The sequence below is a fragment of the Pseudomonas sp. THAF187a genome (genome assembly GCF_009363395.1).
Classification (GTDB): Bacteria; Pseudomonadota; Gammaproteobacteria; order Pseudomonadales; family Pseudomonadaceae; genus Aquipseudomonas; species Aquipseudomonas khazarica.
On the sequence record NZ_CP045349.1, the window covers coordinates 1,646,992 to 1,669,662 of the forward strand.

Annotated in this window: 19 protein-coding genes and 2 pseudogenes; 11 read left to right on the forward strand and 10 right to left on the reverse strand. The window is 65.4% G+C overall.

Annotation, left to right across the window (positions count from 1 at the left end):
- The first annotated feature begins 94 nt into the window (after positions 1-94).
- From hrpA to cyoE, 8 genes are all read left to right on the forward strand, one after another.
- Positions 95-4,138 (forward strand): ATP-dependent RNA helicase HrpA, encoded by a 4,044-nt coding sequence (hrpA, locus tag FIV02_RS07665; RefSeq protein ID WP_152488276.1) that lies wholly within the window; start codon positions 95-97, stop codon positions 4,136-4,138.
- A gap of 77 nt (positions 4,139-4,215) precedes the next feature.
- Positions 4,216-4,479 carry a hypothetical protein gene (locus tag FIV02_RS07670; protein WP_047586290.1) on the forward strand — a complete coding sequence of 88 codons (264 nt, stop codon included), beginning with the start codon at positions 4,216-4,218 and terminating at the stop codon, positions 4,477-4,479.
- Complete coding sequence (locus FIV02_RS07675; RefSeq protein WP_037048830.1) at positions 4,476-5,051, forward strand: DUF6436 domain-containing protein; 576 nt, start codon at positions 4,476-4,478, stop codon at positions 5,049-5,051. The genes FIV02_RS07670 and FIV02_RS07675 overlap by 4 nt, the downstream gene beginning before the upstream one ends.
- 1,078 nt (positions 5,052-6,129) lie before the next feature.
- Positions 6,130-7,047 carry a ubiquinol oxidase subunit II gene (gene cyoA, locus FIV02_RS07680; protein WP_037048826.1) on the forward strand — a complete coding sequence of 306 codons (918 nt, stop codon included), beginning with the start codon at positions 6,130-6,132 and terminating at the stop codon, positions 7,045-7,047.
- 2 nt (positions 7,048-7,049) lie between these two features.
- Positions 7,050-9,038, forward strand: a complete 1,989-nt coding sequence (gene cyoB / locus FIV02_RS07685) for a cytochrome o ubiquinol oxidase subunit I (protein WP_037048823.1) — start codon at positions 7,050-7,052, stop codon at positions 9,036-9,038.
- A gap of 2 nt (positions 9,039-9,040) precedes the next feature.
- Positions 9,041-9,667: a cytochrome o ubiquinol oxidase subunit III gene (gene cyoC / locus FIV02_RS07690; RefSeq protein WP_037048821.1), complete on the forward strand. Its 627-nt coding sequence runs from the start codon at positions 9,041-9,043 to the stop codon at positions 9,665-9,667.
- The gene (gene cyoD, locus FIV02_RS07695; RefSeq protein ID WP_037048819.1) at positions 9,668-10,003 is read left to right on the forward strand and encodes a cytochrome o ubiquinol oxidase subunit IV; all 336 of its coding nucleotides are present in this window, start codon (positions 9,668-9,670) and stop codon (positions 10,001-10,003) included.
- Positions 10,003-10,959, forward strand: coding sequence for a heme o synthase (cyoE, locus tag FIV02_RS07700; RefSeq protein ID WP_047585551.1), 957 nt, complete (start codon positions 10,003-10,005; stop codon positions 10,957-10,959). Before cyoD ends, cyoE begins: the two co-directional genes overlap by 1 nt.
- Positions 10,960-11,332: 373 nt before the next feature.
- Here cyoE and FIV02_RS07705 read toward each other — a convergent pair.
- A pseudogene (locus tag FIV02_RS07705) lies at positions 11,333-11,563 on the reverse strand (nucleotidyltransferase family protein); the annotation flags it as partial.
- 79 nt (positions 11,564-11,642) lie between these two features.
- Between FIV02_RS07705 and FIV02_RS07710 the strand changes: the two are divergent.
- The gene (locus tag FIV02_RS07710; RefSeq protein ID WP_152487592.1) at positions 11,643-12,590 is read left to right on the forward strand and encodes an IS481 family transposase; all 948 of its coding nucleotides are present in this window, start codon (positions 11,643-11,645) and stop codon (positions 12,588-12,590) included.
- On the opposite strand, the pseudogene FIV02_RS07715 reads toward FIV02_RS07710, so the two are convergent.
- The 5 genes and pseudogenes from FIV02_RS07715 to FIV02_RS07735 form a co-directional block, all read right to left on the reverse strand.
- Positions 12,586-12,918 (reverse strand): annotated as a pseudogene (locus FIV02_RS07715) (nucleotidyltransferase family protein); the annotation flags it as partial. The gene FIV02_RS07710 and the pseudogene FIV02_RS07715 overlap by 5 nt on opposite strands.
- 79 nt (positions 12,919-12,997) lie before the next feature.
- Positions 12,998-13,687 carry an arsenical resistance protein ArsH gene (gene arsH, locus FIV02_RS07720; RefSeq protein ID WP_152488279.1) on the reverse strand — a complete coding sequence of 230 codons (690 nt, stop codon included), beginning with the start codon at positions 13,685-13,687 and terminating at the stop codon, positions 12,998-13,000.
- A gap of 10 nt (positions 13,688-13,697) precedes the next feature.
- Entirely contained in the window at positions 13,698-14,168 is a 471-nt protein-coding gene (locus FIV02_RS07725; RefSeq protein ID WP_152488280.1) for an arsenate reductase ArsC, read from the reverse strand.
- A 17-nt stretch (positions 14,169-14,185) separates the two neighbouring features.
- Positions 14,186-15,469, reverse strand: a complete 1,284-nt coding sequence (locus FIV02_RS07730) for an arsenic transporter (protein WP_152488281.1) — start codon at positions 15,467-15,469, stop codon at positions 14,186-14,188.
- A gap of 9 nt (positions 15,470-15,478) precedes the next feature.
- A complete protein-coding gene (locus FIV02_RS07735; RefSeq protein ID WP_037048789.1) occupies positions 15,479-15,835 on the reverse strand; it encodes a metalloregulator ArsR/SmtB family transcription factor in 357 nt (118 codons plus the stop codon).
- A gap of 298 nt (positions 15,836-16,133) precedes the next feature.
- Here FIV02_RS07735 and FIV02_RS07745 point away from each other — a divergent pair, with 298 nt between their 5' ends.
- Complete coding sequence (locus FIV02_RS07745) at positions 16,134-17,582, forward strand: carboxylesterase (protein ID WP_152488282.1); 1,449 nt, start codon at positions 16,134-16,136, stop codon at positions 17,580-17,582.
- Positions 17,583-17,625: 43 nt separating this feature from the next.
- On the opposite strand, the gene FIV02_RS07750 is transcribed toward FIV02_RS07745, so the two are convergent.
- From FIV02_RS07750 to FIV02_RS07760, 3 genes are all read right to left on the reverse strand, one after another.
- Positions 17,626-19,272 carry a methyl-accepting chemotaxis protein gene (locus FIV02_RS07750; RefSeq protein WP_152488283.1) on the reverse strand — a complete coding sequence of 549 codons (1,647 nt, stop codon included), beginning with the start codon at positions 19,270-19,272 and terminating at the stop codon, positions 17,626-17,628.
- 283 nt (positions 19,273-19,555) lie between these two features.
- Positions 19,556-19,810, reverse strand: a complete 255-nt coding sequence (gene grxC / locus FIV02_RS07755) for a glutaredoxin 3 (protein WP_047585046.1) — start codon at positions 19,808-19,810, stop codon at positions 19,556-19,558.
- 17 nt (positions 19,811-19,827) lie between these two features.
- Positions 19,828-20,346 carry a carboxymuconolactone decarboxylase family protein gene (locus tag FIV02_RS07760; RefSeq protein WP_037048781.1) on the reverse strand — a complete coding sequence of 173 codons (519 nt, stop codon included), beginning with the start codon at positions 20,344-20,346 and terminating at the stop codon, positions 19,828-19,830.
- Between the two features lie 96 nt (positions 20,347-20,442).
- Between FIV02_RS07760 and FIV02_RS07765 the strand changes: the two genes are divergently transcribed.
- Positions 20,443-21,300, forward strand: coding sequence for an AraC family transcriptional regulator (locus FIV02_RS07765; protein WP_256663095.1), 858 nt, complete (start codon positions 20,443-20,445; stop codon positions 21,298-21,300).
- Here the strand turns inward: FIV02_RS07765 and FIV02_RS07770 are convergent.
- Entirely contained in the window at positions 21,294-22,628 is a 1,335-nt protein-coding gene (locus FIV02_RS07770; RefSeq protein ID WP_152488284.1) for a PLP-dependent aminotransferase family protein, read from the reverse strand. The genes FIV02_RS07765 and FIV02_RS07770 overlap by 7 nt on opposite strands.
- Positions 22,629-22,671: the final 43 nt, after the last annotated feature.

The window sequence follows — 22,671 nt, forward strand, 5'->3', positions numbered from 1 at the left end:
TGCCACGTGGCACGTGCCGCCTTGTGGCCTGACCTGCACGTCGTGGGGCGGAATCTGCGACAATCCCGCCTTTGCCCTGATTGCCCCGATCCAGATGACTGACATCGCCACCCTGCAGAACAATCTCGACCACGTCATGATCGCCGAGCGTCATCGCTTGCGCCGGCAGTTGCATGAGCTGCAGAAGCAGCCCGACGAGGCCAAGCTGGCGCAGTGGCTGGAGCGTTTTCAGGCGTCCAGCGACAAGGTCGCAGCGCGGCGCAGCAGCATCCCGGCGATGCGTTACGACGATGCGCTGCCGATTGCGGCCAAGCGCGACGAGATCAAGGCCGCGCTGGAAAAGAGCCAGGTGGTGGTGATCGCCGGCGAGACCGGTTCGGGCAAGACCACCCAGTTGCCGAAGATCTGCCTTGAGCTCGGCCGGGGCGTGCATGGGCTGATCGGTCATACCCAGCCGCGTCGTCTGGCGGCGCGTAGTGTCGCTACTCGCGTGGCGGAAGAAATCGGCACGCCGCTGGGCGAGCTGGTGGGCTATCAGGTGCGCTTCGAGGATCAGAGCAAGGACGGCACGCTGATCAAGCTGATGACCGACGGCATCCTGCTCGCCGAGACCCAGCACGACCGCTTTCTGGAAAAGTACGACACCCTCATCGTCGACGAGGCGCACGAACGCAGCCTCAACATCGACTTCCTGCTCGGCTACCTGAAGACCCTGCTGCCGCGTCGCCCGGATCTCAAGCTGATCATCACCTCGGCGACCATCGATCTGGAGCGCTTTTCCAAGCACTTCGATGACGCCCCGATCATCGAGGTGTCCGGTCGCACCTACCCGGTGGAAACCTGGTACCGGCCGCTGGCGGCCGAGGTGGACGAGGAGGGCGAGAGCCTGCTCGATGACCTCACCGTCGACCAGGGCATCCTCGCCGCGCTGGACGAGATCGCCGCACACGAACAGAGCGTCGGCAAGCGCCCGGGCGACGTGCTGGTATTCCTGCCCGGCGAGCGTGAGATTCGCGAGGCCGCCGAGGTGCTGCGCAAGGCCAATCTGCGTTTTACCGAGGTGCTGCCTTTGTATGCGCGGCTGACGCCGGCCGAGCAGCAGAAGATCTTCGCGCCCATGCCGGGGCGCAAGGTGGTGCTGGCCACCAACGTCGCGGAAACCTCGCTGACGGTGCCGGGCATCCGTTATGTGATCGACTCCGGTACGGCGCGCATCAGCCGCTACAGCTACCGCGCCAAGGTCCAGCGCCTGCCCATCGAGGCGGTGTCGCAGGCCAGCGCCAACCAGCGCAAGGGCCGCTGCGGCCGGGTCGAACCGGGCATCTGCATCCGCCTGTACAGCGAGGAGGATTTCCTCGGCCGTCCCGAGTTCACCGACCCGGAGATCCTGCGTACCAACCTGGCGGCGGTGATCCTGCAGATGCTGCACCTGCGCCTGGGCAGCATCGAGGACTTCCCCTTCATCGAGCCGCCAGACGGCAAGGCCATCAGCGATGGCTTCAACCTGCTGCAGGAGCTGTCGGCGGTCAACCGCGAAAGCCAGCTGACCCCCATCGGCCGGCAACTGGCGCGCCTGCCCATCGACCCACGCCTGGGGCGCATGGTGCTGGAAGGCGCCAGGCAGGGCAGCCTGGAGGAAATTCTCATCGTCGCCGCCGCGCTGTCGGTGCAGGACCCGCGTGAGCGGCCGATGGATCGCCAGCAGGCGGCCGATCAGGCGCACGCGCAATGGAAGGACGTGGATTCCGACTTCGCCGCGCTGATCAACCTGTGGCGCGGCTTCGAGGAAAAACGCCAGGAACTGGGCAGCAACCCGCTACGCACTTGGTGCAAGAAGAACTTCCTCAATTACATGCGCCTGCGCGAATGGCGCGATGCGCACCGGCAACTGGTGCTGATCGCCCGTGATCTGCAGTTGAGCGGCAAAGGCGCACGCAAGGCGGATAGCGCGTCCACCCAGGTGGATGGCTCCGGCCATCCACCCTACGAAAAGACTCAAAGCCCGACGCCGACCAGGGACACCCGCGTCAACGCCATCGCCCGCCAGCAGGCCGAGGCCAGCGAGGCGGCTGTGCGGGCGAAGAACTACGCCGCCGTGCACAAGGCGATTCTCGCCGGTCTGCTCAGTCAGATCGGCCAGAAGACCGAAGAGGGCGACTACCTCGGTGCGCGTCAGCGGCGTTTCTGGATCCATCCGTCCAGCGTGATCGGGCGCAAGAAGCCCACCTGGGTGATGGCGGCCGAACTGGTGGAAACCACCAAGCTGTTCGCGCGCATGGTGGCGAAGATCGAGCCGGACTGGATCGAGCCGCTGGCGGCGCATCTGGTGAAGAAGAACCACCTGGAACCGCACTGGGAGAAGAAGCGCGGCCAGGTGGTGGCCTACGAGCAGGTCACCCTTTACGGGCTGATCATCGTCGGTCGCCGGCCCGTGCACTACGGCCCCATCGATCCGCCGGTGGCACGCGAGATGTTCATTCGCGAGGGCCTGGTGCGTGGCGAGATCAACAGCCGCGTGCGCTGCCTGACCGCCAACCGCCAGTTGCTCGAACGCCTCGACGAGCTGGAGGCGAAGTCGCGCCGCCGCGACATCCTCGCCGACGAGGAGACCCTGTTCGGCTACTACGAGGCGCGCATCCCGCAGGATATCTACCAGGCCGCCAGTTTCGAGAGCTGGTACAAGAAGGGCAGCGCCAGCGATGCGCAGCTCCTGATCATGCGCGAGGAGGACGCCCTGGCCCGCGATGCCAGGGAGGTGACCGCCGCGCAGTACCCGGACACCTTGCACATCGGCGAGCTGCAACTGCCGCTGTCCTATCACTTCGAGCCCAATCACCCGCGTGACGGCGTGACCCTGCGCGTGCCGGCGCCGCTGCTGCCGCAATTGCAGCCCGAGCGCCTGGGTTGGCTGGTGCCAGGCCTGCTGGAGGCCAAGTGCGTGGCGCTGGTGCGTGGCCTGCCCAAGGCGCTGCGCAAGAACTTCGTACCGGTGCCGGATTTCGTCGGTGCGGCGCTGGACAAGCTGCACTTCGGCCAGGGTTCGCTGCCGCACGCGCTGGGCGCCGAGCTGCTGCGCATGACCGGCGCGCGGGTCTCCGACGAGGCCTGGGCGGAAGCGGCCGACAGTCTGGAGAGCCACCTGAAGATGAACATCGAGGTGGTCGATGCGCGTGGCAAGTTCCTCGGCGAGGGCCGTGACCTGGCCGAGCTGACCGCGCGTTTCGCCGAGGCCAGCCAGGCCGCGCTGGCCATCCCGCAGCAGGACAAGGCGCCGAAGACGGTCGAGGCCAAGGCCTTCGCCGAAGTCGCCGAGAAGGCACAGCAAAAGATCGCCGGGCTTTCCATGACGGTTTATCCGGCGCTGGTGGAAGAGGCCGGGGTGGTCAAGGAAGGGCGCTTCCCGACTCAGGCCGAGGCCGATTATCAGCACCGCCGTGCCCTGCAGCGTCTGTTGCTGCAGCAGCTGAGCGAGCAGGCCAAGTTCCTGCGCGGCAAGCTGCCGGGGCTGACCGAGCTGGGCCTGTTGTATCGGGATATCGGCCGCGTCGAGGCGCTGGTCGAGGACATTCTGCTGGCCAGCCTGGATGCCTGCATCCTCGACGGCGAAGTGACGTTGCCGCGTGACGGTGCGGCCCTGGCGCAACTGGCCGAGCGCAAGCGTGGCGACTGGACGGCGCATGCCGAACGCATCGCCCGCCTGGCGCTGGAGATCCTCAAGCTGCACCACGGTCTGCTCAAGCGCTTCAAGGGCAAGATCGATCTGGCCCAGGCCATGGCGCTCAACGATATCAAGCAGCAACTGGGCAACCTGGTCTACGCCGGCTTCGTGCGTGAGACGCCGGGCGAGTGGCTCAAGGAAGTACCGCGTTACCTCAAGGCCATCGAGCAGCGCCTGGACAAGGTTGGCGCGCAGGTGCAGCGCGACCGTGTGTGGACCGCTGAGCTGAGCGGCTACTGGGAGCAGTACCAGGCGCGCACCGCCAAGCACCTCCAGGAGGGCAAGCGCGACCCGCAGCTGGTGCTGTACCGCTGGATGCTGGAGGAGTATCGCGTGTCGCTGTTCGCCCAGCAGTTGGGGACGAAGATGGCGGTTTCGGACAAGCGCCTGAACAAGCAGTGGATGCTGGTCGAGGGTTGAAGGTCGGTGCCGTTCGGCGATGTCCGCATCGCCGAACGGACAGGATGCATCCACTGTGAATTGGCAAAGAGAGAAGCATGAGCGTGAATGATGAAAACGTCGGGCTGGGGCGCCGTGGCTGCCTCGGCCTGTTCCTGGCGGGTCTGCTGTTCGTCGTGCTGGTGTTCGTCGGTCTCATCTACATCATGACGCGTCCGCAGGATGGCGAGATCGAAGCCGCCGAGCGCGAGGCGATCGAAGCCTGCTGGAAGAGCGCCGATGCCACGGAGCGCAGCTTCACCGTGGAAAGCTGCCAGGAAATGGAAAAGCAGTTCCAGCGCAAGTTCGGCCATCAGCCATGAGTCTGCTGCAACGCCTGAGCTTCAAGCACTTCGTGGTGGGATTCTGCGTGTTGGCGCTGGGGCTCGTGGTGCTGATCTGGTGGCTCAGCGGCGCCGCCTACCTGCGTCCCTATGCGGAGCAGACGGTGATCTTCAGCCAGGACGGCCTGAAGCTTCCCGCCTCGCTGGCAGGCCCGGGGCCGATTCGCGTGGTGCACTTCTGGGACCCTGACTGCCCCTGCAACGCGGAGACCGATGCGCACCTGCGCTACCTGATCGGTCTGCACCGCAATGCCGATGTCGAGTTCTACAGCGTGCAGAAACCCGGCAGCAAGGGTGAGATCGCGCCCTTCCTGCGTGGGCGGATGAAACCCTTGCCCGGCATCGAGGGCATGGAGTCGCTGCCGGCCAGCCCGGCCCTGGCGATCTGGGACCGCGATGGCAACCTGGCCTATGCCGGCCCCTACAGCGAGGGGCTGGTGTGCAACTCCAGCAACAGTTTCGTCGAGCCGGTGCTTGATGCGCTGACCCAGGGGCGCCATGTGTCGCTGGCCAGCGGTCTGGCCGTGGGCTGCTACTGCGCCTGGAAGTAGTGGCGATGGCAGGCTGCGGGGGGCGGGAGTAGGGCGGTGGCTTGTGAGTGGGCATCCTGAGGCTTGGGCGGCGTTTCGCTCCGGCCGTGAGGCTGGTCGCGGCTGAAGCCCCTCCCACAGAAGCGCCTCCCACAGGAGTCCCTCCTGCCAACTGCCATTGCGTAGCCCGGATGCAATCCGGGGCGGGCATGGGGTCCGTACATGCTTTGCATGCGGGTTCGGCAGATAGGGCTATCGCGGCTGAAGCCGCTCCTACAGGTGTGTGGCGGCGGCTGGGGCGTTCGGCTGCGTGTTCACCCAGTGCTGGGTGGCTGAGACATCCTCACAGAAGCGCCCCTGCCGGCTGCCATTGCGTAGCCCGGATGCAATCCGGGGCGGGCAGGGGTCGTCCTGCTTTGCATGTGGGCTGGGCAGGTAGCGCGATCGCGGCTGAAGCCGCTCCTACAGGTGCTTGGCGGCGGCTGGGGCATGCTCCCATGGTAGTTCGCGCCTGAGGCGGCGGGTGCAGGTGGTCAGCGGTCCCGTGGGAGCGGCTTCAGCCGCGATGCTTTTTGCCGACCGTGGTGGCCCCGGATTGCTTCCGGGCTACGCCGCCAGTCGTCCCCGTCCCTCGATGCGAGCGCCGTTCCAGGCCCGGCTTTCTGCAGGGCTGACGCGCTTCGCGTGCGCATTCGAGAATCCCGAAATTTCCTCGATGTCAAGCGCTGTGGCGCCGTCAGCTGCCGGCATCTTGCATGTCAATGATTCCTGTCAATTTGCTGACAAACAGCTCTAAAACGCGGGTGTGATCATTTGTCGCACCCCTGCGCGTCTTTGCTGCGTTCTCGCAGCAAGGTGTTTCAAAACATTGCGTATTTGTTGCGAAACATGTCGGCAAGAGGCTGTCAGTTTGCTCATGAGTAGGTTGCTAATGAATTGTGCGGGCGCGCCCCAGCCCTCAAGATCGCCCGTCCCACGGTTTTACCGTTTCGCTTGCACGGATGCTCAAGCTCAGAGTTTCCGCTGCCGGCCTTTTGCTCGATGGGCCGCACGGCGACTGAAGCCGAATGTGGGACATCACTCAGTTGAAGGTCGTGACATGAAAGAAGAGAAATACCATCGTTGTGTGCGCTGGTTGCTGATGGCGATCGCCTGCTCAGCGCTCGGTGGATGTGACTGGGCACTGTTCAACTCGAAAGGGCAGATCGGTGTCGAGCAGGGCAACCTGATCCTGATCTCCATCGGACTCATGCTGATCGTGGTCGTACCCGTGATCATCATGACCTTCCTGTTTGGCTGGCGTTATCGCGAGTCGAACGAGAAGGCCACCTACATGCCCGACTGGGCACATTCGCACAAGATCGAACTGGTCGTCTGGGGTGTTCCACTGATCATCGTCGCGGTACTGGCGGTCATCATCTGGAAAACCTCGCACTCGCTCGACCCCTACCGCCCGATCGAATCGGACAAGCCGGCACTCAACATCGAGGTGGTCTCGCTCGACTGGAAGTGGCTGTTCATCTACCCGGATCAGGGCGTTGCCGTGGTCAACGAGCTGGTGATCCCGGAGAAGACTCCGGTGACCTTCCACATCACCTCCGACACGGTGATGAACGCGCTGTCGATCCCGCAGCTCGGCGGGATGATCTATGCCATGGGCGGCCAGCGCACGCAGCTCAACCTGATCGCCAACGAACAGGGCGAGTTCTTCGGCCAGTCCGGCAACTTCAGTGGCGAGGGCTTCTCGGCCATGCGCTTCACCACCCACTCGGTCAGCGATGAAGGCTTCGCGCAGTGGGTCGACAAGGTCAGGCAGTCGCCCGAGGTCATGGACTTCGCGGCGTTCAAGCAGGTGGGCGAGCCCGGCGAGATGGTCAACCACCGCTACCCGATCTACCCGATCCGCTACTTCGGCCAGGTCGAGCCGAACCTGTTCAACAAGGTGATCGGCCAGTACGTGACCCTGAAGGATTCCCACAGCACGGCCATGCGCGAAGCAGCGGAGGTGCAGGAGTGAATATGTTTGGAAAACTGACTCTGGATGCGGTGCCGTATCACGAGCCGATCATCATGATCACCCTCGCCATCGTCGCGCTGGGTGGTCTGGCAGTGTTCGCCGCGGTGACCTACTTCAAGAAGTGGGGCTACCTGTGGAGCGAGTGGCTCACCTCGGTGGACCACAAGAAAATCGGCGTGATGTACATCCTCGTTGCGCTGGTCATGCTGGTGCGTGGCTTTGCCGACGCGATCATGATGCGTACCCACCTGGCCATGGCCCACGGTGACGGGCAGGGCTACCTGCCGCCCGAGCACTACGACCAGATCTTCACCGCTCACGGCATCATCATGCTGATCTTCGTGGCCATGCCACTGGTCACCGGCCTGATGAACATCGTCGTGCCGCTGCAGATCGGCGCACGTGACGTGGCCTTCCCCTACCTGAACTCGCTGAGCTTCTGGCTGTTCGTCGGTGGCGCGCTGCTGATCAACCTGTCGCTGGGCCTGGGCGAGTTCGCCAAGACCGGCTGGGTGGCTTATCCACCGTTGTCAGGCATCCAGTACAGTCCCGGCGTGGGCATGGACTACTACATCTGGAGCATGCAGCTATCGGGACTGGGGACGACCCTGACCGGGGTCAACTTCATCGCCACCATCCTCAAGATGCGTGCTCCGGGCATGAGCTTGATGAAGATGCCGATCTTCACCTGGACCATCCTGATCACCTGCATCCTGATCTGCGGCGCCTTCCCTCCGCTGACCGCGACCCTGGCGATGCTGTCGCTCGACCGCTACCTGGATTTCCACTTCTTCACCAATGAACTGGGCGGCAACCCGATGATGTACGCCAACCTGTTCTGGATCTGGGGTCACCCGGAGGTGTACATCCTCATCCTGCCGGCGTTCGGCGTGTTCTCCGAAGTGGTGGCGACCTTCTCGCGCAAGACCCTGTTCGGCTATGCCTCGATGGTCTGGGCGACTGCGGCGATCGGCGTGCTGTCGTTCGTGGTGTGGCTGCACCACTTCTTCACCATGGGTTCCGGTGCCAGCGTCAACGCCTTCTTCGGCATCATGACCTCGATCATCGCCATCCCCACCGGGGTGAAGATCTTCACCTGGCTGTTCACCATCTTCCGTGGCCGTCTGCAACTCAACGCCATGACCTGGATGACCCTGGGCTTCCTGGTGACCTTCTCCATCGGCGGCATGACCGGCGTTCTGATGGCGGTGCCGGCGGCGGACTTCGTGCTGCACAACAGCCTGTTCCTGATCGCCCACTTCCACAACGTGATCATCGGTGGCGCGGTGTTCGGCTACCTGGCCGGCATCATCTACTGGTTCCCGAAAGCCTTCGGCTTCAAGCTGCTCGATCGCTTCGGCCGTTACTCCTTCTGGTGCTGGCTGATTGGTTTCTACTTCGCCTTCATGCCGCTGTACGTGCTCGGTTTCATGGGCATGACCCGTCGCCTGAACCACTTCGACAACCCGGCCTGGGTGCCGTGGGTGCAGGTGGCCGTGGTCGGTGCGGTGCTGATCGGCATCGGTATCGTCTTCACCGTGGTGCAGTTCGTCACCAGCTACATCAAACGCAAGGACAACGTCGACGTCACGGGCGATCCGTGGGATGGCCGTACCCTGGAATGGGCAACGTCCTCGCCGCCGCCGTTCTACAACTTCGCGGTCATCCCGACGGCGGACAAGATCGACGCCTTCTATGAGGCGAAGAAGAACGGCGTCGAGCTGATGCCGGCGCCCGAGCACTACGAGCCGATCCACATGCCGAAGAACACCGGCAACGGCCTGGTCGTGTCGGCGTTCGTCATCGCCTTCGGCTTCGCCATGATCTGGCACATCTGGTGGCTCGCCATCGTCGGTCTGGTCGGTGCCGTGGTCAGCTTCATCGTGCGTTCCTACGACGAGGACATCGACTACTACGTGCAGCCCGAAGAGATCGCGCGGATCGAGCAGGCGCACCATCAAACCAAAGCCAACGCAGTGGTACAGGCATAACCATGACCGCATACGAACCCCACTATCCACATGACGCTCATGGCCACGGCCATGAGCACCACCACGACAGCAGTGGCATCAAGCTGTTCGGCTTCTGGGTCTACCTGATGACCGACCTGCTGATCTTCGCCACGGTGTTCGCCACCTTCGCGGTGCTGAGCAACGCCTTCGCCGGTGGCCCCACCGCCAAGGAGATGCTCCGTCCGGGCCTGCACCTGGTGCTGGTGGAAACCTTCGCGCTGCTGTTCTCCAGCATCACCTACGGCATGGCCATGCTCGCCACCTACCGGGGCGACAAGGCCGCGGTGCTGCGCTGGCTGGGCATCACCTTCCTGTTCGGGGTGAGCTTCATCAGCATCGAGCTGTACGAGTTCCGTCACCTGATCCATGAAGGGGCCGGGCCGCAGACCAGCGCCTACTGGTCGGCCTTCTTCACCCTGGTCGGCACCCACGGTCTGCACGTCAGTGCCGGCCTGCTGTGGATGCTGGTGCTGATGCTGCAGGTCGGCAGCCGTGGCCTGACCGACACCAACAAGACGCGGGTCGGACTGCTCAGCCTGTTCTGGCACTTCCTCGACGTGGTGTGGATCTGCGTCTTCACCGTCGTCTACCTGATGGGAGTGCTGTAAATGGCTCATCAAGACAATCACGCGGCGCACGCCGTGGGTTTCAAGGATTACCTGAGCGGTTTCATCCTCTCGGTGATCCTTACCGTGATCCCCTTCGCCCTGGTCATGCATCCTGAAGTGCTGGGCCTGAGCCGTGGCGCGACCCTGATCACCGTGGTGATCTTCGGCCTGGTGCAGGTTCTCGTCCACCTCGTGTACTTCCTGCACATGAAGACCGACGCGGAAGGCCGCTGGAACGTCGTATCGATGATCTTCACCGTGTTGATCATCGCGTTCGTCGTGGGCCTGTCGGTCTGGATCATGTGGAGCATGCACTATCACATGATGATCAACTGATGCTGGCGCTCCTGAAGCAGTACCTCAACCTCGCCAAGCCAGGCATCGTCTTCGGCAATCTGATTTCCGTGACGGGTGGGTTCTTCCTGGCTTCGCGTGGCGATGCCGACCTGACGCTGTTCCTCGCGACAGCGCTGGGGGTTGCGCTGGTGATCGCCTCAGGCTGCGTGTTCAACAACTACATCGACAGGGACATCGACCAGAAGATGGAGCGGACCCGCAACCGGGTCCTGGCGCAGGGGCTGGTGTCTCCTGCACACGCCATCGTCTATGCCTGCGTGCTCGGCGTCGCCGGTGTGGCCGTGCTGTATGCCGCCAGCAACACCCTCGCGGTGATGCTGGTGCTGATGGGCTTCGTGGTCTACGTCGGCCTCTACAGCCTGTGGCTCAAGCGCGGCTCGGTGTACGGCACCCTGGTCGGCAGCCTGTCGGGGGCGGCTCCGCCCGTGGTCGGCTACTGCGCGGTCAGCAACGAGTTCGATGCTGGCGCGGCCATCCTGTTGTTGATCTTCAGCCTGTGGCAGATGCCGCATTCCTATGCCATCGCCATCTTCCGTTTCAATGACTACCAGGCCGCAAACATTCCGGTGCTGCCCGTCATCAAGGGGATCTCGGCTGCCAAGCGGCAGATCGTGCTGTACATCGCCGCCTTCGTGGTCGCGACCCTGATGCTGACGCTCAGCGGTTACGCCGGCTACAGCTACTTTGTGGTCGCCGCGCTGAGCGGTGCCTACTGGCTGTGGATGGGCGTATCGGGATACAAGGCCGTCGACGATACGGTGTGGGCGCGCAAGTTGTTCACCTTCTCCATCGTCACCATCACCATGCTCAGCGTGATGATGTCGGTGGACTTCATCTCCGCGCCGGAGCAGGTGCTGGTGACCTCCATCAACCACCTGTGCAGCCAGTTCGCCGCCAGTGCGCAGGGCATCTGCGCGGTGGTGGCCGGTATCTGATCGGGACGGGGAGGGCGGCACCTTCAGCTGCGGCCAGCCTGTAGGGTGGATGTCGCTCTTTACATCCACCAGCCGGTGGATCGGTGAAGCGTGATCCACCCTACGGCAGCGCCTTCAACTGCGGCCAGCCTGTAGGGTGGGTGTCGCTCTTTGCATCCACCAGCCGGTGGATCGGTGAAGCGTGATCCACCCTACGGCAGCACCTTCAGCCTCGGCCAGCCTGTAGGGTGGATGTCGCTCTTTACATCCACCAGCCGGTGGATCGATGCAGCGCGATCCACCGGACGGCGGCACCTTCAGCTGCGGCCAGCCCGTAGGGTGGATGTCGCTCCTTACATCCACCAGCCGGTGGATCGGTGAAGCGTGATCCACCCTACGGCAGTACCTTTAGCTGCGGCCAGGTGGCCAGCCAGTTCTTGCTGCGCAGCCGCTCCTGGTAGATCGGCTGTTTCTCGTCCTTGAACCTTCCGGCCGGTCGCACGATGAGGCCGAACAGGTCCTCCAGGCCGAGTGGCGCGGCGACTTCAACCTCTCCCTGCTCATCCAGTCGCACGGCCACCGCCGTCGCTGTCTCCGGCCAATAGCGCATCGCGTCGCTAGTTGTGATCTCTCAGTAGGTTGTTCATCCGGGGCATTCCCGGAATTCTGGAAGTGCGACCAACACAGCCTTCCAGGAGCCCCGGATGAACCTGCATAAACATGCCCGTCTTACCCCGCGAGGTCGAGCCCTTCTCGTGCAGCGCATGCTCAACGGCCTACGAGTCGAAGATGCGGCACAAGCCGCTGGCGTCAGTGTACGTACAGCCTACAAGTGGCTCAGACGCTTTCGTGAAGAGGGTGAGATCGGCCTGATGGATCGTTCATCACGTCCGCACTCATGCCCCCATGCCACGGCAATCGCTCTGGTCGAGCAACTGATCGAGCTACGTCGCTCTCGCAAGACTTACCGGCAGATCGCCCAGATACTCGGCCTGGCCGTCAGTACCGTGGCCCGCCGCCTCAAGCAGGCCGGCTTTCATCGGCTGGCTGAGCTGGAACCCGCGCCTGTGGTGGTGCGTTATGAATACGCCAATCCTGGCGATCTCCTGCACCTGGACATCAAGAAGCTTGGCCGCTTCTGGAAACCCGGACATCGAGTCACTGGCGACCGTCAGCAGTGCTCCGACGGCGCCGGCTGGGAGTTCATGCACGTGGCTATCGACGATGCGTCCCGACTGGCGTTCACCAGCCTGCATCCGGATGAGCGTGGCAGCAGCGCCTGCCGGGCCTTGCTGCAAGCACTGCGCTACTACCGCGGGCTGAACATTTGCTTTCGGCGCGTCATGACAGACAACGGCGCCTGCTATCGGTCCCGGGCGTTTCAACGGTTGTGTGCTCGGCTCGGGCTGAAACACATCCGTACCAAGCCCTATACGCCACGCACCAACGGCAAGGCCGAGCGCTTCATCCAAACGAGCCTGCGTGAATGGGCCTATGCCCGTAGCTACGACACTTCACAGCAGCGAGCAGCGCACCTGCTGCCCTGGCTGCATCACTACAACTGGCACCGACTGCACGCCAGCCTCGGATACCTGCCCCCAATCAGCAGAGCGCCGCTTCCACTGAACAACGTGCTGGGTTTACACAGCTAGCCGAGGCGTAAGGTGCGTCGCCATTGCGCAGGTGCATGCGCGCCTGATTCTTCACCGACCACTGCAGTCGTTCCTCCCCGTGGCGCAGGAGCCGCTCCAGTTCGATATCGCGCGCAGCGGAGGCCTGGCTGCGTTCGAACCAGATCACGTCGATGTCCGCTGGCAGCGGCGCGTCGCTGCGCTGGTGCAGGTGATCCCAGACCGCGCTGCGCACGAAGCCGGCGGCCACCCAGCAGTCCGGCAGGTCGAGTTCGCGTACCAGCCGGAGGATGCGCAGGCGCTGCGGGTCGGCGCAGATGATCGCCTGGAGTCGAGTGGTCAGGTTCATGCGCGCAGCCTAGCAGCGCGGCCTGTCGCTGCTCCACACCCTGGAGCCGGCTTCCGCCGCAAGGTGCCTGCCATGCGCTTCAGATCTCGCGCTGGTTGACCCGCTGCATCAAGGCTTCGGCCGACTCCTTGCGTTCGGAGTAGCGATCCACCAGTTCCGGGTGCTCGCGCAGCAGCAGGGTGAAGCGCATCAGCTCTTCCATCACGTCGACCAGGCGGTCGTAGTAGGGGGAGGGCTTCATGCGGTCGTCGTCGCCGAATTCGAGAAAGGCCTTGGGCACCGACGACTGGTTGGGGATGGTGAACATGCGCATCCAGCGGCCGAGCACGCGCAGCTGATTGACCACGTTGAACGACTGCGAGCCGCCGCAGACCTGCATCACCGCCAGGGTCTTGCCCTGGGTCGGGCGTAGGGCGCCGAGGGCCAGCGGCACCCAGTCGATCTGCGCCTTGAACACCGCCGACATGGCGCCATGGCGCTCCGGTGAGCACCACACCTGGCCTTCCGACCACTGCATCAGATCGCGCAGCTCCTGCACCTTGGGGTGTTCCACCGGTGCGTCGTCGGGCAGTGGCAGGCCGGATGGGTCGAAGATGCGTGCCTCGGCGCCGAGGTGGCGCAGCAGGCGTGCGGCCTCCTGTACCAGCAGACGGCTGAACGAGCGCGGCCGGGTGGAACCGTACAGCAGCAGGATGCGCGGCGCCGGGGTTGAGTCGCTGCCTTGGGCCGGCAGCAGGTCGAGGTCGAGGTTGGGCAGGTCGTCGCTCATGCGTGCGTCTTCACTCTTGGCCAATGCGGTTGATCGCCTGTTGCAGCTCGTCGCGGCTCATGTCCGCCAGGGGCAGGGCGAGGAAGGCACGGCAGCGCCGTTCGATATGCGCCAGGGTGGCCTGGAACGCGGCGTCGATGCTGGCCTCGTCGCCTTCCACGTGGGACGGATCTTCCAGCCCCCAGTGGGCCTTCAGCGCCGGGCCGAAGTACACCGGGCAGGCTTCGCCGGCGGCCTTGTCGCACACAGTGATGACGATGTCCGGTGGGCTGTCGACGAAGGCATCGTTGCCTTTGCTGCTCAGGCCCTCGGTGGCGATGCCGGCCTCGCGCAGGGTCAGCAGGGTGCGCGGCAGCACCGCGCCGCGTGGGAAGCTGCCGGAGCTCACCGCCAGCTGTCCGGCGGGCGCGAGGTGGTTGAACTGCGCCTCGGAAAGGATGCTGCGGCAGCTGTTGGCCGTGCACATGAAGAGGATTTTCATCGGAAGGCTCCGCGAGGTCAGAGGCTCAGGCGCACGGCCAGAGCGGCAAGGGTGAGCAGCAGGATCGGCAGGGTGAGGACGATGCCCACCCGGAAGTAGTAGCCCCAGGTCACGCGGATGCCCTTGCGTGCCAGGACGTGCAGCCAGAGCAGGGTGGCCAGGCTGCCGATGGGGGTGATCTTCGGGCCCAGGTCGCAGCCGATCACGTTGGCGTAGATCATCGCCTCGCGCACGGCCCCGCTGGCCTGGCTGGCGTCGATGGCCAGGGCGCCGATCAGTACGCTGGGCATGTTGTTCATGATCGAGGAGAGCAGCGCGCTGAGCAGCCCGGTGCCCAGTGCCGCGCCCCACACGCCGTACTGCGCGAAGCGCTCGAGCAGCCCGGTGAGGCTGGCGGTCAGGCCGGCGTTGCTCAATCCGTAGACCACCAGGTACATGCCCAGGGAGAAGATCACCACCTGCCAGGGCGCCTCGCGCAGGACCTTGCCGGTGGCGATATGGCGGCCGCGCGCGGCGATGGCGAACAGCACCGCCGCGCACACGGCGGCGATGGCGCTGATGGGCACGCCCAGTGGTTCCAGGGCGAACAGGCCGAGCAACAGCACCAGCAGGACGATCCAGCCGACGAAGAAGGTGCGTGGGTCGCGAATCGCCTCGCGGGGTGCCGGCAGGCTGTCCACCGCGTACTGCGCCGGGATGTCGCGGCGGAAGAACAGCCAGAGCATGCCCAGGGTAGCCGCCACGCTGACCAGGTTGACCGGCACCATCACCGCCGCATAGCGGGCGAAGCCCAGGTCGAAGTAGTCCGCCGAGACGATGTTGACCAGGTTCGACACCACCAGCGGCAGGCTGGCGGTGTCGGCGATGAAGCCGGCGGCCATGACGAACGCCAGGGTCGAGGCCGGCGAGAAGCGCAGGGCCAGTAGCATGGATATGACGATGGGGGTGAGGATCAGCGCCGCGCCGTCGTTGGCGAACAATGCTGAGACGCCGGCGCCGAGGAGGATGCTGAAGGCGAACAGGCGCGTGCCGCTGCCATTGGCCCAGCGCGCCACGTGCAGTGCGGCCCAGGCGAAGAAGCCGGCCTCGTCCAGCAGCAGGCTGATGATGATCACGGCAATGAAGGTCGCCGTGGCGTTCCAGACGATCTGCCACACGGTCGGGATGTCGCCCAGGCTGACCACCCCGGCGAGCAGCGCCAGCAGCGCGCCCAGCGAGGCGCTCCAGCCGACGCCGAGGCCGCGTGGTTGCCAGATGACCAGAATCAGGGTGAAGACGAAGATGGCGGCGGCGATCAGCATGCAGGTATCTCAGCAGCAGGTGGCAAGGCGGGCAGGGCGCTCGCCCATGTTGGCGAGGCGTGTGCAGTCCTGCTCCAGCCAGCTGCGGTTGGCTGTCAGGGTGGCGGCGAGCACCTCACCTATCCACTGGGGCAGGTCCGGGGCGAGGCGGTAGTACACCCACTGCCCCTGGCGGCGGTCCTGCAGCAGCCCGCAGCTGCGCAGCTGCGCCAGGTGACGGGAGATCTTCGGCTGGCTGTCGCCCAGTGCGCAGACCAGCTCGCAGACGCACAGCTCGCCCTGCTCGACGATCAGCAGCACGGCGCGTGCGCGGGTTTCGTCGGCCAGGGCCTTGAACAGTTCGGTTGGAGAGAGCGGGGCAGGCATGCGCGGTTTCTCGCATATATGGTTTTGCGAATATACGTAATTCCATATGTGGTGGGCAACCACGGTGGTGGTCGAGGCCGGCTTTGCTCTAGGCTTTGTACGAAAAGTGCCTGCGCTCGGTGATGCTGCGTTGAAATCGCTCTCAGAATGCTCATTTACAGCATGTAAACTGCGCTTCTTCGAGCGATCTCGCCTTGCCTGACCTTCGCTCGACGACTTTTCGTACAGAGCCTAAGGTCCGATGGGCCGGTCGCCGGGACGGATTTTCCCGGTTGGATACTTTCGAGGGAGGCGCCTCATGCGTTTACCGCGCATGCGTAACGTTATGGCCTGGACGCTGGTGGTGGTGCTGTTGATCGTGGTCGCTCTGCTCGGCGTGCGCATTGCCGGGTTGTCGTCATTGCCCGAGTTGCAACCCTGGCACCGTCTGGTGCCGCAGGAGCTGGATGTAGACCAGCTGGACGCCGCCGACTGGCAGGCCTACCTGGCCGCCGAGGCGGCGCTGTTCGAGCGCCTCGAGCGCGAGCTGGTCGAGCCGGTCACCCGGGCCGGGACCGCCCGCTACAGTCGCTATGCCAGTGACAGCCCGGTGTATCCCGGCAACCTGCCGCACGACTGGAACCGCTCCTTCATCCTGCAGCCGCAGGGCGAGGTGCGCGGTGTGGTGGTGCTGTTGCACGGCCTGACCGATTCGCCCTACAGCCTGCGCCATATCGCGCAGCACCTGAGCGAACAGGGCCTGCTCGCCGTGGTGCCGCGCATGCCGGGTCACGGCAGCGTGCCGGCGGCGCTGACAGATGCCCGCTGGGAGCAGTGGCTGGCCGCCACACGGCTGGCGGTGCGCGAGGCGCGCCGTCAGGTGCCGGACGCGCCGCTGTACCTGCTCGGCTACTCCAATGGCGGTGCGCTGGCGCTGCGCTACAGCCTGGCGGCGCTGGAGGACGAGCGCCTGGCCATGCCCCGGCAACTGGTGCTGATCTCGCCGATGATCGGCGTCACCAGCTACGCCCGTTATGCCGGGCTGGCGGCCTTGCCGGCGGTGCTGCCGGCGTTCGCCAAGTCGGCATGGATGAACGTGCTGCCGGAGTTCAACCCGTTCAAGTACAACTCCTTTCCGGTGCAGGCGGCGCGGCAGACCTATGAGCTGACCAGCGAGGTGCAGCATGCCTTCGACGCCGCCGGGACCTCCGGCCGCCTGCAGCGCCTGCCGCCGGTGCTGGCGTTCCAGTCGCTGGCCGACAGCACGGTGAGCACCCCGGCGGTGGTGCGTCAGCTGTTCGAGCGCCTGCCGGACAATGGCAGTGAGCTGGTGGTGTTCGATATCAACCGTTCGCGTGCGGCCAGTTCGTTGCTGCGTGCGGACATGAGCGACCTGCTCGAGGCGCTGCTGCCCTCGGCCAGGCGCAACTACGACCTGACGGTGGTCGGCGTGGCCGCCGATCAGGGGCGCGAGGTCGAGGCGCGGCGCGTGGCCAGCGGCAGCCAGCAGGTCGAGCACCAGGCGCTGGGGGTCGAGTACCCGAGCCAGCTGTTCTCGCTGTCGCACGTGGCCCTGCCATTCCCGCCTGGCGACCCGCTGTACGGCAGCGACCCGGTCGCGGGCGAGTCCTATGGCGTTTCGCTCGGTACCCTGGCGCCGCGCGGTGAGCACGGCGTGCTGGTGGTGGGGCTGGACAGCCTGCAGCGGGCGACATCCAACCCGTTCTACGACTACCTGCAGCAGCGCATCGACCAGCGCCTGCGTTAGGCCGGGAGGTGGACAGCGCCGGCCTGTCCACCCGGCCGCAGGGTTACAGGCGGAAGCGACCGACCAGGCCGTCCAGCTGCGTGGACAGCGCCTGCAGGTCGCTGCTGGCCTGGCTCAGCTGGTCGGCGATATGGGTCGTGCCGACGGTCAGCTCGTTGATGTCGACGATGTTGCGGTTGATGTCTTCCACCACGCTGGACTGTTCCTCGGTGGCCGTGGCCACCTGGATGTTCTGATCGCTGATCTGGCCGATATGGCTGTTGATCTGTTCCAGCGCCGCCGAGGCCTTGCTCGCGTACTCGACCACCAGGGCGCTCTGGCGTCGACCCTTGGCCATGGCTTCGACCGCCGAGCGTGATTCGTTCTGCAGGCGGTCGATGACCTGCTGGATCTCCTCGGTGGAGGCGCCCGAACGGCTGGCCAGGGTGCGCACCTCGTCGGCCACCACGGCGAAGCCACGGCCCTGTTCGCCGGCGCGGGCGGCCTCGATGGCGGCGTTGAGGGCGAGCAGGTTGGTCTGTTCGGAAATACTGCGGATGGTGTTGAGCGTGGTGCTGATGGCCTCGGTCTGCGCGGCCAGCGCTTCGATCACCTGGGCGGCCTGTTCCAGCTCGCCGTTGAGGGCGTCGACCTGCTGCTGCGCCTGGCCGACCACGGCACCGCCGTCGCTGGCATGCTGGGTGGCCTCGCGGGCGACCTCCGCCGCGTTCTCGGCGTTGCGGGCGATCTCGTTGACGGTCGAGCCCAGCTCGTTGATGGCGGTGGCCACCTGCACCGTGCGGTCGCTCTGCGCGGTGCAGTTGCTCTGGGTCAGGCTGGCGCGTTCGGCCACGTCGCGGGCCATGCTCGACAGCTGACGCGAGTTGTCGGCGAGCTCGCGCATGGCGCCGTGGACCTTGTCGATGAACTGGTTGAAGCTGCGTGCGATCTCGCTCAGCTCGTCCTGGCCGGGCAGGTCGATACGGGTGTTCAGGGCCAGGTTGTCGGCGGCCTGGCCGAGGCTGTTCTGCAGCACCGCCACGCGACGGCGCAGCTGGATGACGATCAGCCAGGAGATGATCATCGAGACCAGCAGGCCGATGGTGATGATGGCGATCTGGCGAGTCAGGCCGCTGTCGTAGCTGCGAGTGCTGTGCTGGTTCTGCTGCTCGGCCTGCTGCAGCAGTACGTCGAGCAACTGGTTGGCGCCCTGGCGCATCACGCCGTAGGTCTTGGCGTACTGGTCGCGATAAATCTGCTGGGCCTTGGCCATGTCGCCGGCATCGAAGGCGGCGAGCATCGGGTTCAGCTCGTTGCTGACCATGCTCTCGAACTGGTCGAGCAGCTGCTGCGCCTGGGCCTTGCGCTCCGGGTTGACCTGTGCGGCCACCGCCTGGCGCATGGCTTCGCGCATTTCCGGAATGTCTTCGTTGCGCGCATCCTGGACGCGTGACTTCACCCCGCGCTCGTCACGCAGTGGGGTGTCCTGCAGCAGCATCATGTCGAGGCCGACGCGCATGCGCGGAATGCGTGAGGCCACTTCGGCCATGGCGCGCATCGGGGCGGCGGTGTTCAGGTAGAGCACTTCCGTATCGCGGTGCATGCTGGACATGCTGTTGAGGCTGGTCAGCGCCACCAGCAGCAGGGCGATGCAGGGGATGGCCACCGCCACGATCAGGCGGGTTTTCAGCGAGAGGGCGTCGAGACGCATGGGAAGGCTCCGGTCCGAGAACATATGCAGCGCAGCAGCCGGTCACCATGACCGGCCAGTATTGCCGTTGTTGTATCGGCCGCGACGCCACAGAACATGAGGGCGGTTCGGGAGGTTTTGTTTGCCCGTTCGTGGCGGGCGACGGCAAGCGAGACCAGAACCTGCGCGGTGGCACGCGAGGGTGTGCTCGCCGAGCCGGCGTGAGCGTGCGCCTGTGCGGCGGGGAAGGCCGCGAGACGGAGATGCAGAATGCGCCGCAAGAGGGCTTGCGGCGCATTCCAGGTCAGGCCTGCAGCAGGGCATCCAGCTGGCCGGCGCGGTCCAGCGAGGCCAGGTCGTCGAAGCCGCCGACGTGGTGCTGGCCGATGAAGATCTGCGGCACGCTGCGACGCTTGCTGCGTTGCAGCATCTCGGCCAGGCGCCCGGGGGAGCGGCCCACGTCGATCTCGTCGTAGGTCACACCCTTGCGCTTCAGCAGCGCCTTGGCATTGAGGCAGTAGGGGCAGTGATCGCTGGTATAGAGCGTTACGTTCTGCATGGTGCACCTCGGGGTGATCAGACCGCGACCGGAGGGAAGTCGACGTCGGTTTCGGCCAGGTTGTTGAGGTAGTTGGTCAGCGTCATCAACGCGACGTTGGCCACCACTTCGACGATGGCCGCGTCGGCCAGTCCGGCCTGGCGCGCGGCCTGCAGCTGTGCGTCAGTGAGGCGGCCTCGGTGGTCGATGACCTGCCGGGTGAGGCGCGCCACCGCATCCAGCTCGCCGTCGCGGGCACTGCGGATATCCGCGTCGCTGAGGCCGGCCTTGCTGCCGAACAGGGTGTGCGCCGCCAGGCAGTATTCGCAGCCGTTGACCTGCGAGCTGGCCAGCGCCACCACTTCGCGCGCCCTGGCATCGAGCGTGCCCTTGCCCAGGGCCTGCGACAGGGCGAGGTAGCCGCTCAGGGCGGCGGGTGCATGGGCCAGGGTGGCGAAGGTGTTGGGCACGAAGCCGAGCCCCTTGCGGATGCCTTCCAGTTGCGCCTGGGCGCTGGCGGCGGTCTGTTCGAACGGCAGTGCGGTGATGCGAGTCATGGTGATTCTCCAGTCTTGGTTGGGGGAGCCTGTGTTTCAAGCCTGGAGCCATGCTAGTGGAGCGATCTGGCTTTTCGGATTCAGATCGTCGATCTTATGCGACAGATCGTCCAGAAATGCGAGGTGCCCGTGGATCGCCTGTCCAGCCTGCTGCATCACTTCAACCTGCATGCCAGTACCTTTCACCGCGGTGGTTTCTGCGGCACCAACAGCTATGGCGCCAACGAGGCGCATGGCCACATCCATCTGCTGCGGGCGGGGCGCCTGAGCTTTCGCGACAGCGACGGCCATGAGCTGCGTCTCGAGGAGCCGAGCCTGATGCTGGTGGCGCGGCCTCGCCTGCATCGGATGAGTGCCAGCGAGGCCGATGGCGCCGAGCTGGTCTGTGCGACCCTGGCCTTCGATGGTGGTTTCGACAACCCGCTGGCGCGGGCGCTGCCCGGCGCCATCGTCAAACCCCTGCGCGAGCTGCCGAGCCTGAACGGTTGCCTGGACTGGCTGTTCGCCGAGGCGGCAGGCGACGACTGCGGGCGCGAACTGGTGCTCAACCGCCTGTTCGAACTGATGGTGATCCAGCTGCTGCGTTATCTGATGAACAGCCGCGAGCTGGCGTCCGGGATGATGGCGGGGCTGGCCGAGCCGCGCCTGGCACGTGCGCTCAATCAACTGCACGAGCGGCCGCAGCATGGCTGGTCGGTGGCCGAACTGGCGACGCTGGCGGGTATGTCGCGGGCCAGCTTCGCCACGCACTTCCATCAGGTGGTCGGCGCCACTCCGGCGGATTATCTGGTCGGCTGGCGCGTCAGCCTGGCGCAGAAACGCCTGCGCGAAGGCCGGCCCATGGCATTGATCGCCGACGAGGTCGGTTATGAAAGCCCCTCGGCGCTGGCCCGTGCCTTTCGCCGCAAGGTCGGTCTCAGCCCCAGCGAGTGGCTGCGCCAGGGCGTTCAGTAGGCGAAGTGCGCGATGGCCTGCCTGACCTTGCCCAGGGCCGTCTGCAACTGCTCCAGGGGCAGCGAACCGAGGGCCAGGCGCAGGGCGTGCGGTACCTGCTCCGAGGTGCTGAACGGCTCGGCGCTCGATACCGCGACGCGCGCCTGCAGCAGGCGCGCAACCACCTGATCGGCGCGCACATCCTCCGCTAGCGGCAGCCAGAGAAAGTAGCCTGCCTCATGCCCCACCAGGGGCAAGCCGGCCAGCATGCGTCGAGCCAGCGCCTGGCGGCGTTGGGCGTCTCGGCGTTTCTCGCTTTCCAGGCGGGCCAGCGTGCCGTCTTCGATCCAGGCGCAGACCAGTGCACTCATCACGCCGGGCGTGTTCCAGGTGGTCGCACGGATGTTGCGCTCCAGCGCGGCGACCCAGGCTTCGGGCGCGCTCAGGTAACCCACCCGCAGGCCCGTGGCGATGTTCTTCGAGAAACCGGACACATGCACCGTGCGTTCGGGCGCCAGCGCGGCCAGTGGCGGTGGTGCCGAGGAGGCCAGGAAGGCATAGGCGGCGTCCTCGATGATCAGCAGGTCATGCTGCCGGGCAATCTTCACCAGCCGCTCGCGCTGCGCCAGGTCGAGCACCCAGCCCAGCGGATTGTGCAGGGTCGGCATGCTGTAGATCGCCCGTATCCGGCGCTTCTCGCAGAGCCGCGCCAGCGCCTCCAGGTCGGGGCCGCTGGCGCTGCAGGGAATGGCCAGCAGCTCCAGGCCGCGCGCTTCGGCCGCCGTCTTGAAACCGGGGTAGGTGAGGGCGTCCACCGCGACCACGTCGCCCGGCCTGAGCAGCGCCTGCACGGTCGTCGCCAGGCCATGTTGGGCACCACTGACGATCAGCACCTGCCGGGCGCTGACAGGCAGGCCCTGGCTACTCAGGTGACGGGCCAGCAGCGCACGCTCATGGGGACGGCCGGCATGCGGCTGATAGCGCAGCAGCGCGTCCAGGTCACCGCACAGCGCCAACTGGCGCAAGGCCTGGCGCAGCAGGTCGGCCTGGCCGGGCAGCGTCGGGTAGTTGAAGTTGAGGTCGAGCAGGTCGCTGGCGGTCGCCTGCTGATCGATGCCGTGTCCGGGCGCCAGGGTCGTCTCGCGGACGAAGGTGCCGCGTCCGGTTTCGCCGCTGACCAGACCCATGGCGTGCAGCTCGGCGTAGACCCGCGAGGCGGTGACCAGCGCGATGCCGTGGTCTGCGGCCAACTCGCGATGGGTGGGCAGGCGCGTGCCGGGTGCCAGCACGCCACGGCGAATGTCGTCGGCCAGGCGATCGACGATCTGTTTGTAGCGTGCCAGCGGCATGGCGGCTGTATCCATGACAATAATTTGATTGTAATGATCCGTG

What these genes read in the sequence shown, in the direction of transcription:
- hrpA (WP_152488276.1), top strand. Translation starts at nt 95, where the DNA reads ATGACTGACATCGCCACCCTGCAGAACAATCTCGACCACGTCATGATC.
- FIV02_RS07670 (WP_047586290.1), top strand. Translation starts at nt 4,216, where the DNA reads ATGAGCGTGAATGATGAAAACGTCGGGCTGGGGCGCCGTGGCTGCCTC.
- FIV02_RS07675 (WP_037048830.1), top strand. Translation starts at nt 4,476, where the DNA reads ATGAGTCTGCTGCAACGCCTGAGCTTCAAGCACTTCGTGGTGGGATTC.
- cyoA (WP_037048826.1), top strand. Translation starts at nt 6,130, where the DNA reads ATGAAAGAAGAGAAATACCATCGTTGTGTGCGCTGGTTGCTGATGGCG.
- cyoB (WP_037048823.1), top strand. Translation starts at nt 7,050, where the DNA reads ATGTTTGGAAAACTGACTCTGGATGCGGTGCCGTATCACGAGCCGATC.
- cyoC (WP_037048821.1), top strand. Translation starts at nt 9,041, where the DNA reads ATGACCGCATACGAACCCCACTATCCACATGACGCTCATGGCCACGGC.
- cyoD (WP_037048819.1), top strand. Translation starts at nt 9,668, where the DNA reads ATGGCTCATCAAGACAATCACGCGGCGCACGCCGTGGGTTTCAAGGAT.
- cyoE (WP_047585551.1), top strand. Translation starts at nt 10,003, where the DNA reads ATGCTGGCGCTCCTGAAGCAGTACCTCAACCTCGCCAAGCCAGGCATC.
- FIV02_RS07710 (WP_152487592.1), top strand. Translation starts at nt 11,643, where the DNA reads ATGAACCTGCATAAACATGCCCGTCTTACCCCGCGAGGTCGAGCCCTT.
- arsH (WP_152488279.1), bottom strand. Translation starts at nt 13,687, where the DNA reads ATGAGCGACGACCTGCCCAACCTCGACCTCGACCTGCTGCCGGCCCAA.
- FIV02_RS07725 (WP_152488280.1), bottom strand. Translation starts at nt 14,168, where the DNA reads ATGAAAATCCTCTTCATGTGCACGGCCAACAGCTGCCGCAGCATCCTT.
- FIV02_RS07730 (WP_152488281.1), bottom strand. Translation starts at nt 15,469, where the DNA reads ATGCTGATCGCCGCCGCCATCTTCGTCTTCACCCTGATTCTGGTCATC.
- FIV02_RS07735 (WP_037048789.1), bottom strand. Translation starts at nt 15,835, where the DNA reads ATGCCTGCCCCGCTCTCTCCAACCGAACTGTTCAAGGCCCTGGCCGAC.
- FIV02_RS07745 (WP_152488282.1), top strand. Translation starts at nt 16,134, where the DNA reads ATGCGTTTACCGCGCATGCGTAACGTTATGGCCTGGACGCTGGTGGTG.
- FIV02_RS07750 (WP_152488283.1), bottom strand. Translation starts at nt 19,272, where the DNA reads ATGCGTCTCGACGCCCTCTCGCTGAAAACCCGCCTGATCGTGGCGGTG.
- grxC (WP_047585046.1), bottom strand. Translation starts at nt 19,810, where the DNA reads ATGCAGAACGTAACGCTCTATACCAGCGATCACTGCCCCTACTGCCTC.
- FIV02_RS07760 (WP_037048781.1), bottom strand. Translation starts at nt 20,346, where the DNA reads ATGACTCGCATCACCGCACTGCCGTTCGAACAGACCGCCGCCAGCGCC.
- FIV02_RS07765 (WP_256663095.1), top strand. Translation starts at nt 20,443, where the DNA reads ATGCGACAGATCGTCCAGAAATGCGAGGTGCCCGTGGATCGCCTGTCC.
- FIV02_RS07770 (WP_152488284.1), bottom strand. Translation starts at nt 22,628, where the DNA reads ATGCCGCTGGCACGCTACAAACAGATCGTCGATCGCCTGGCCGACGAC.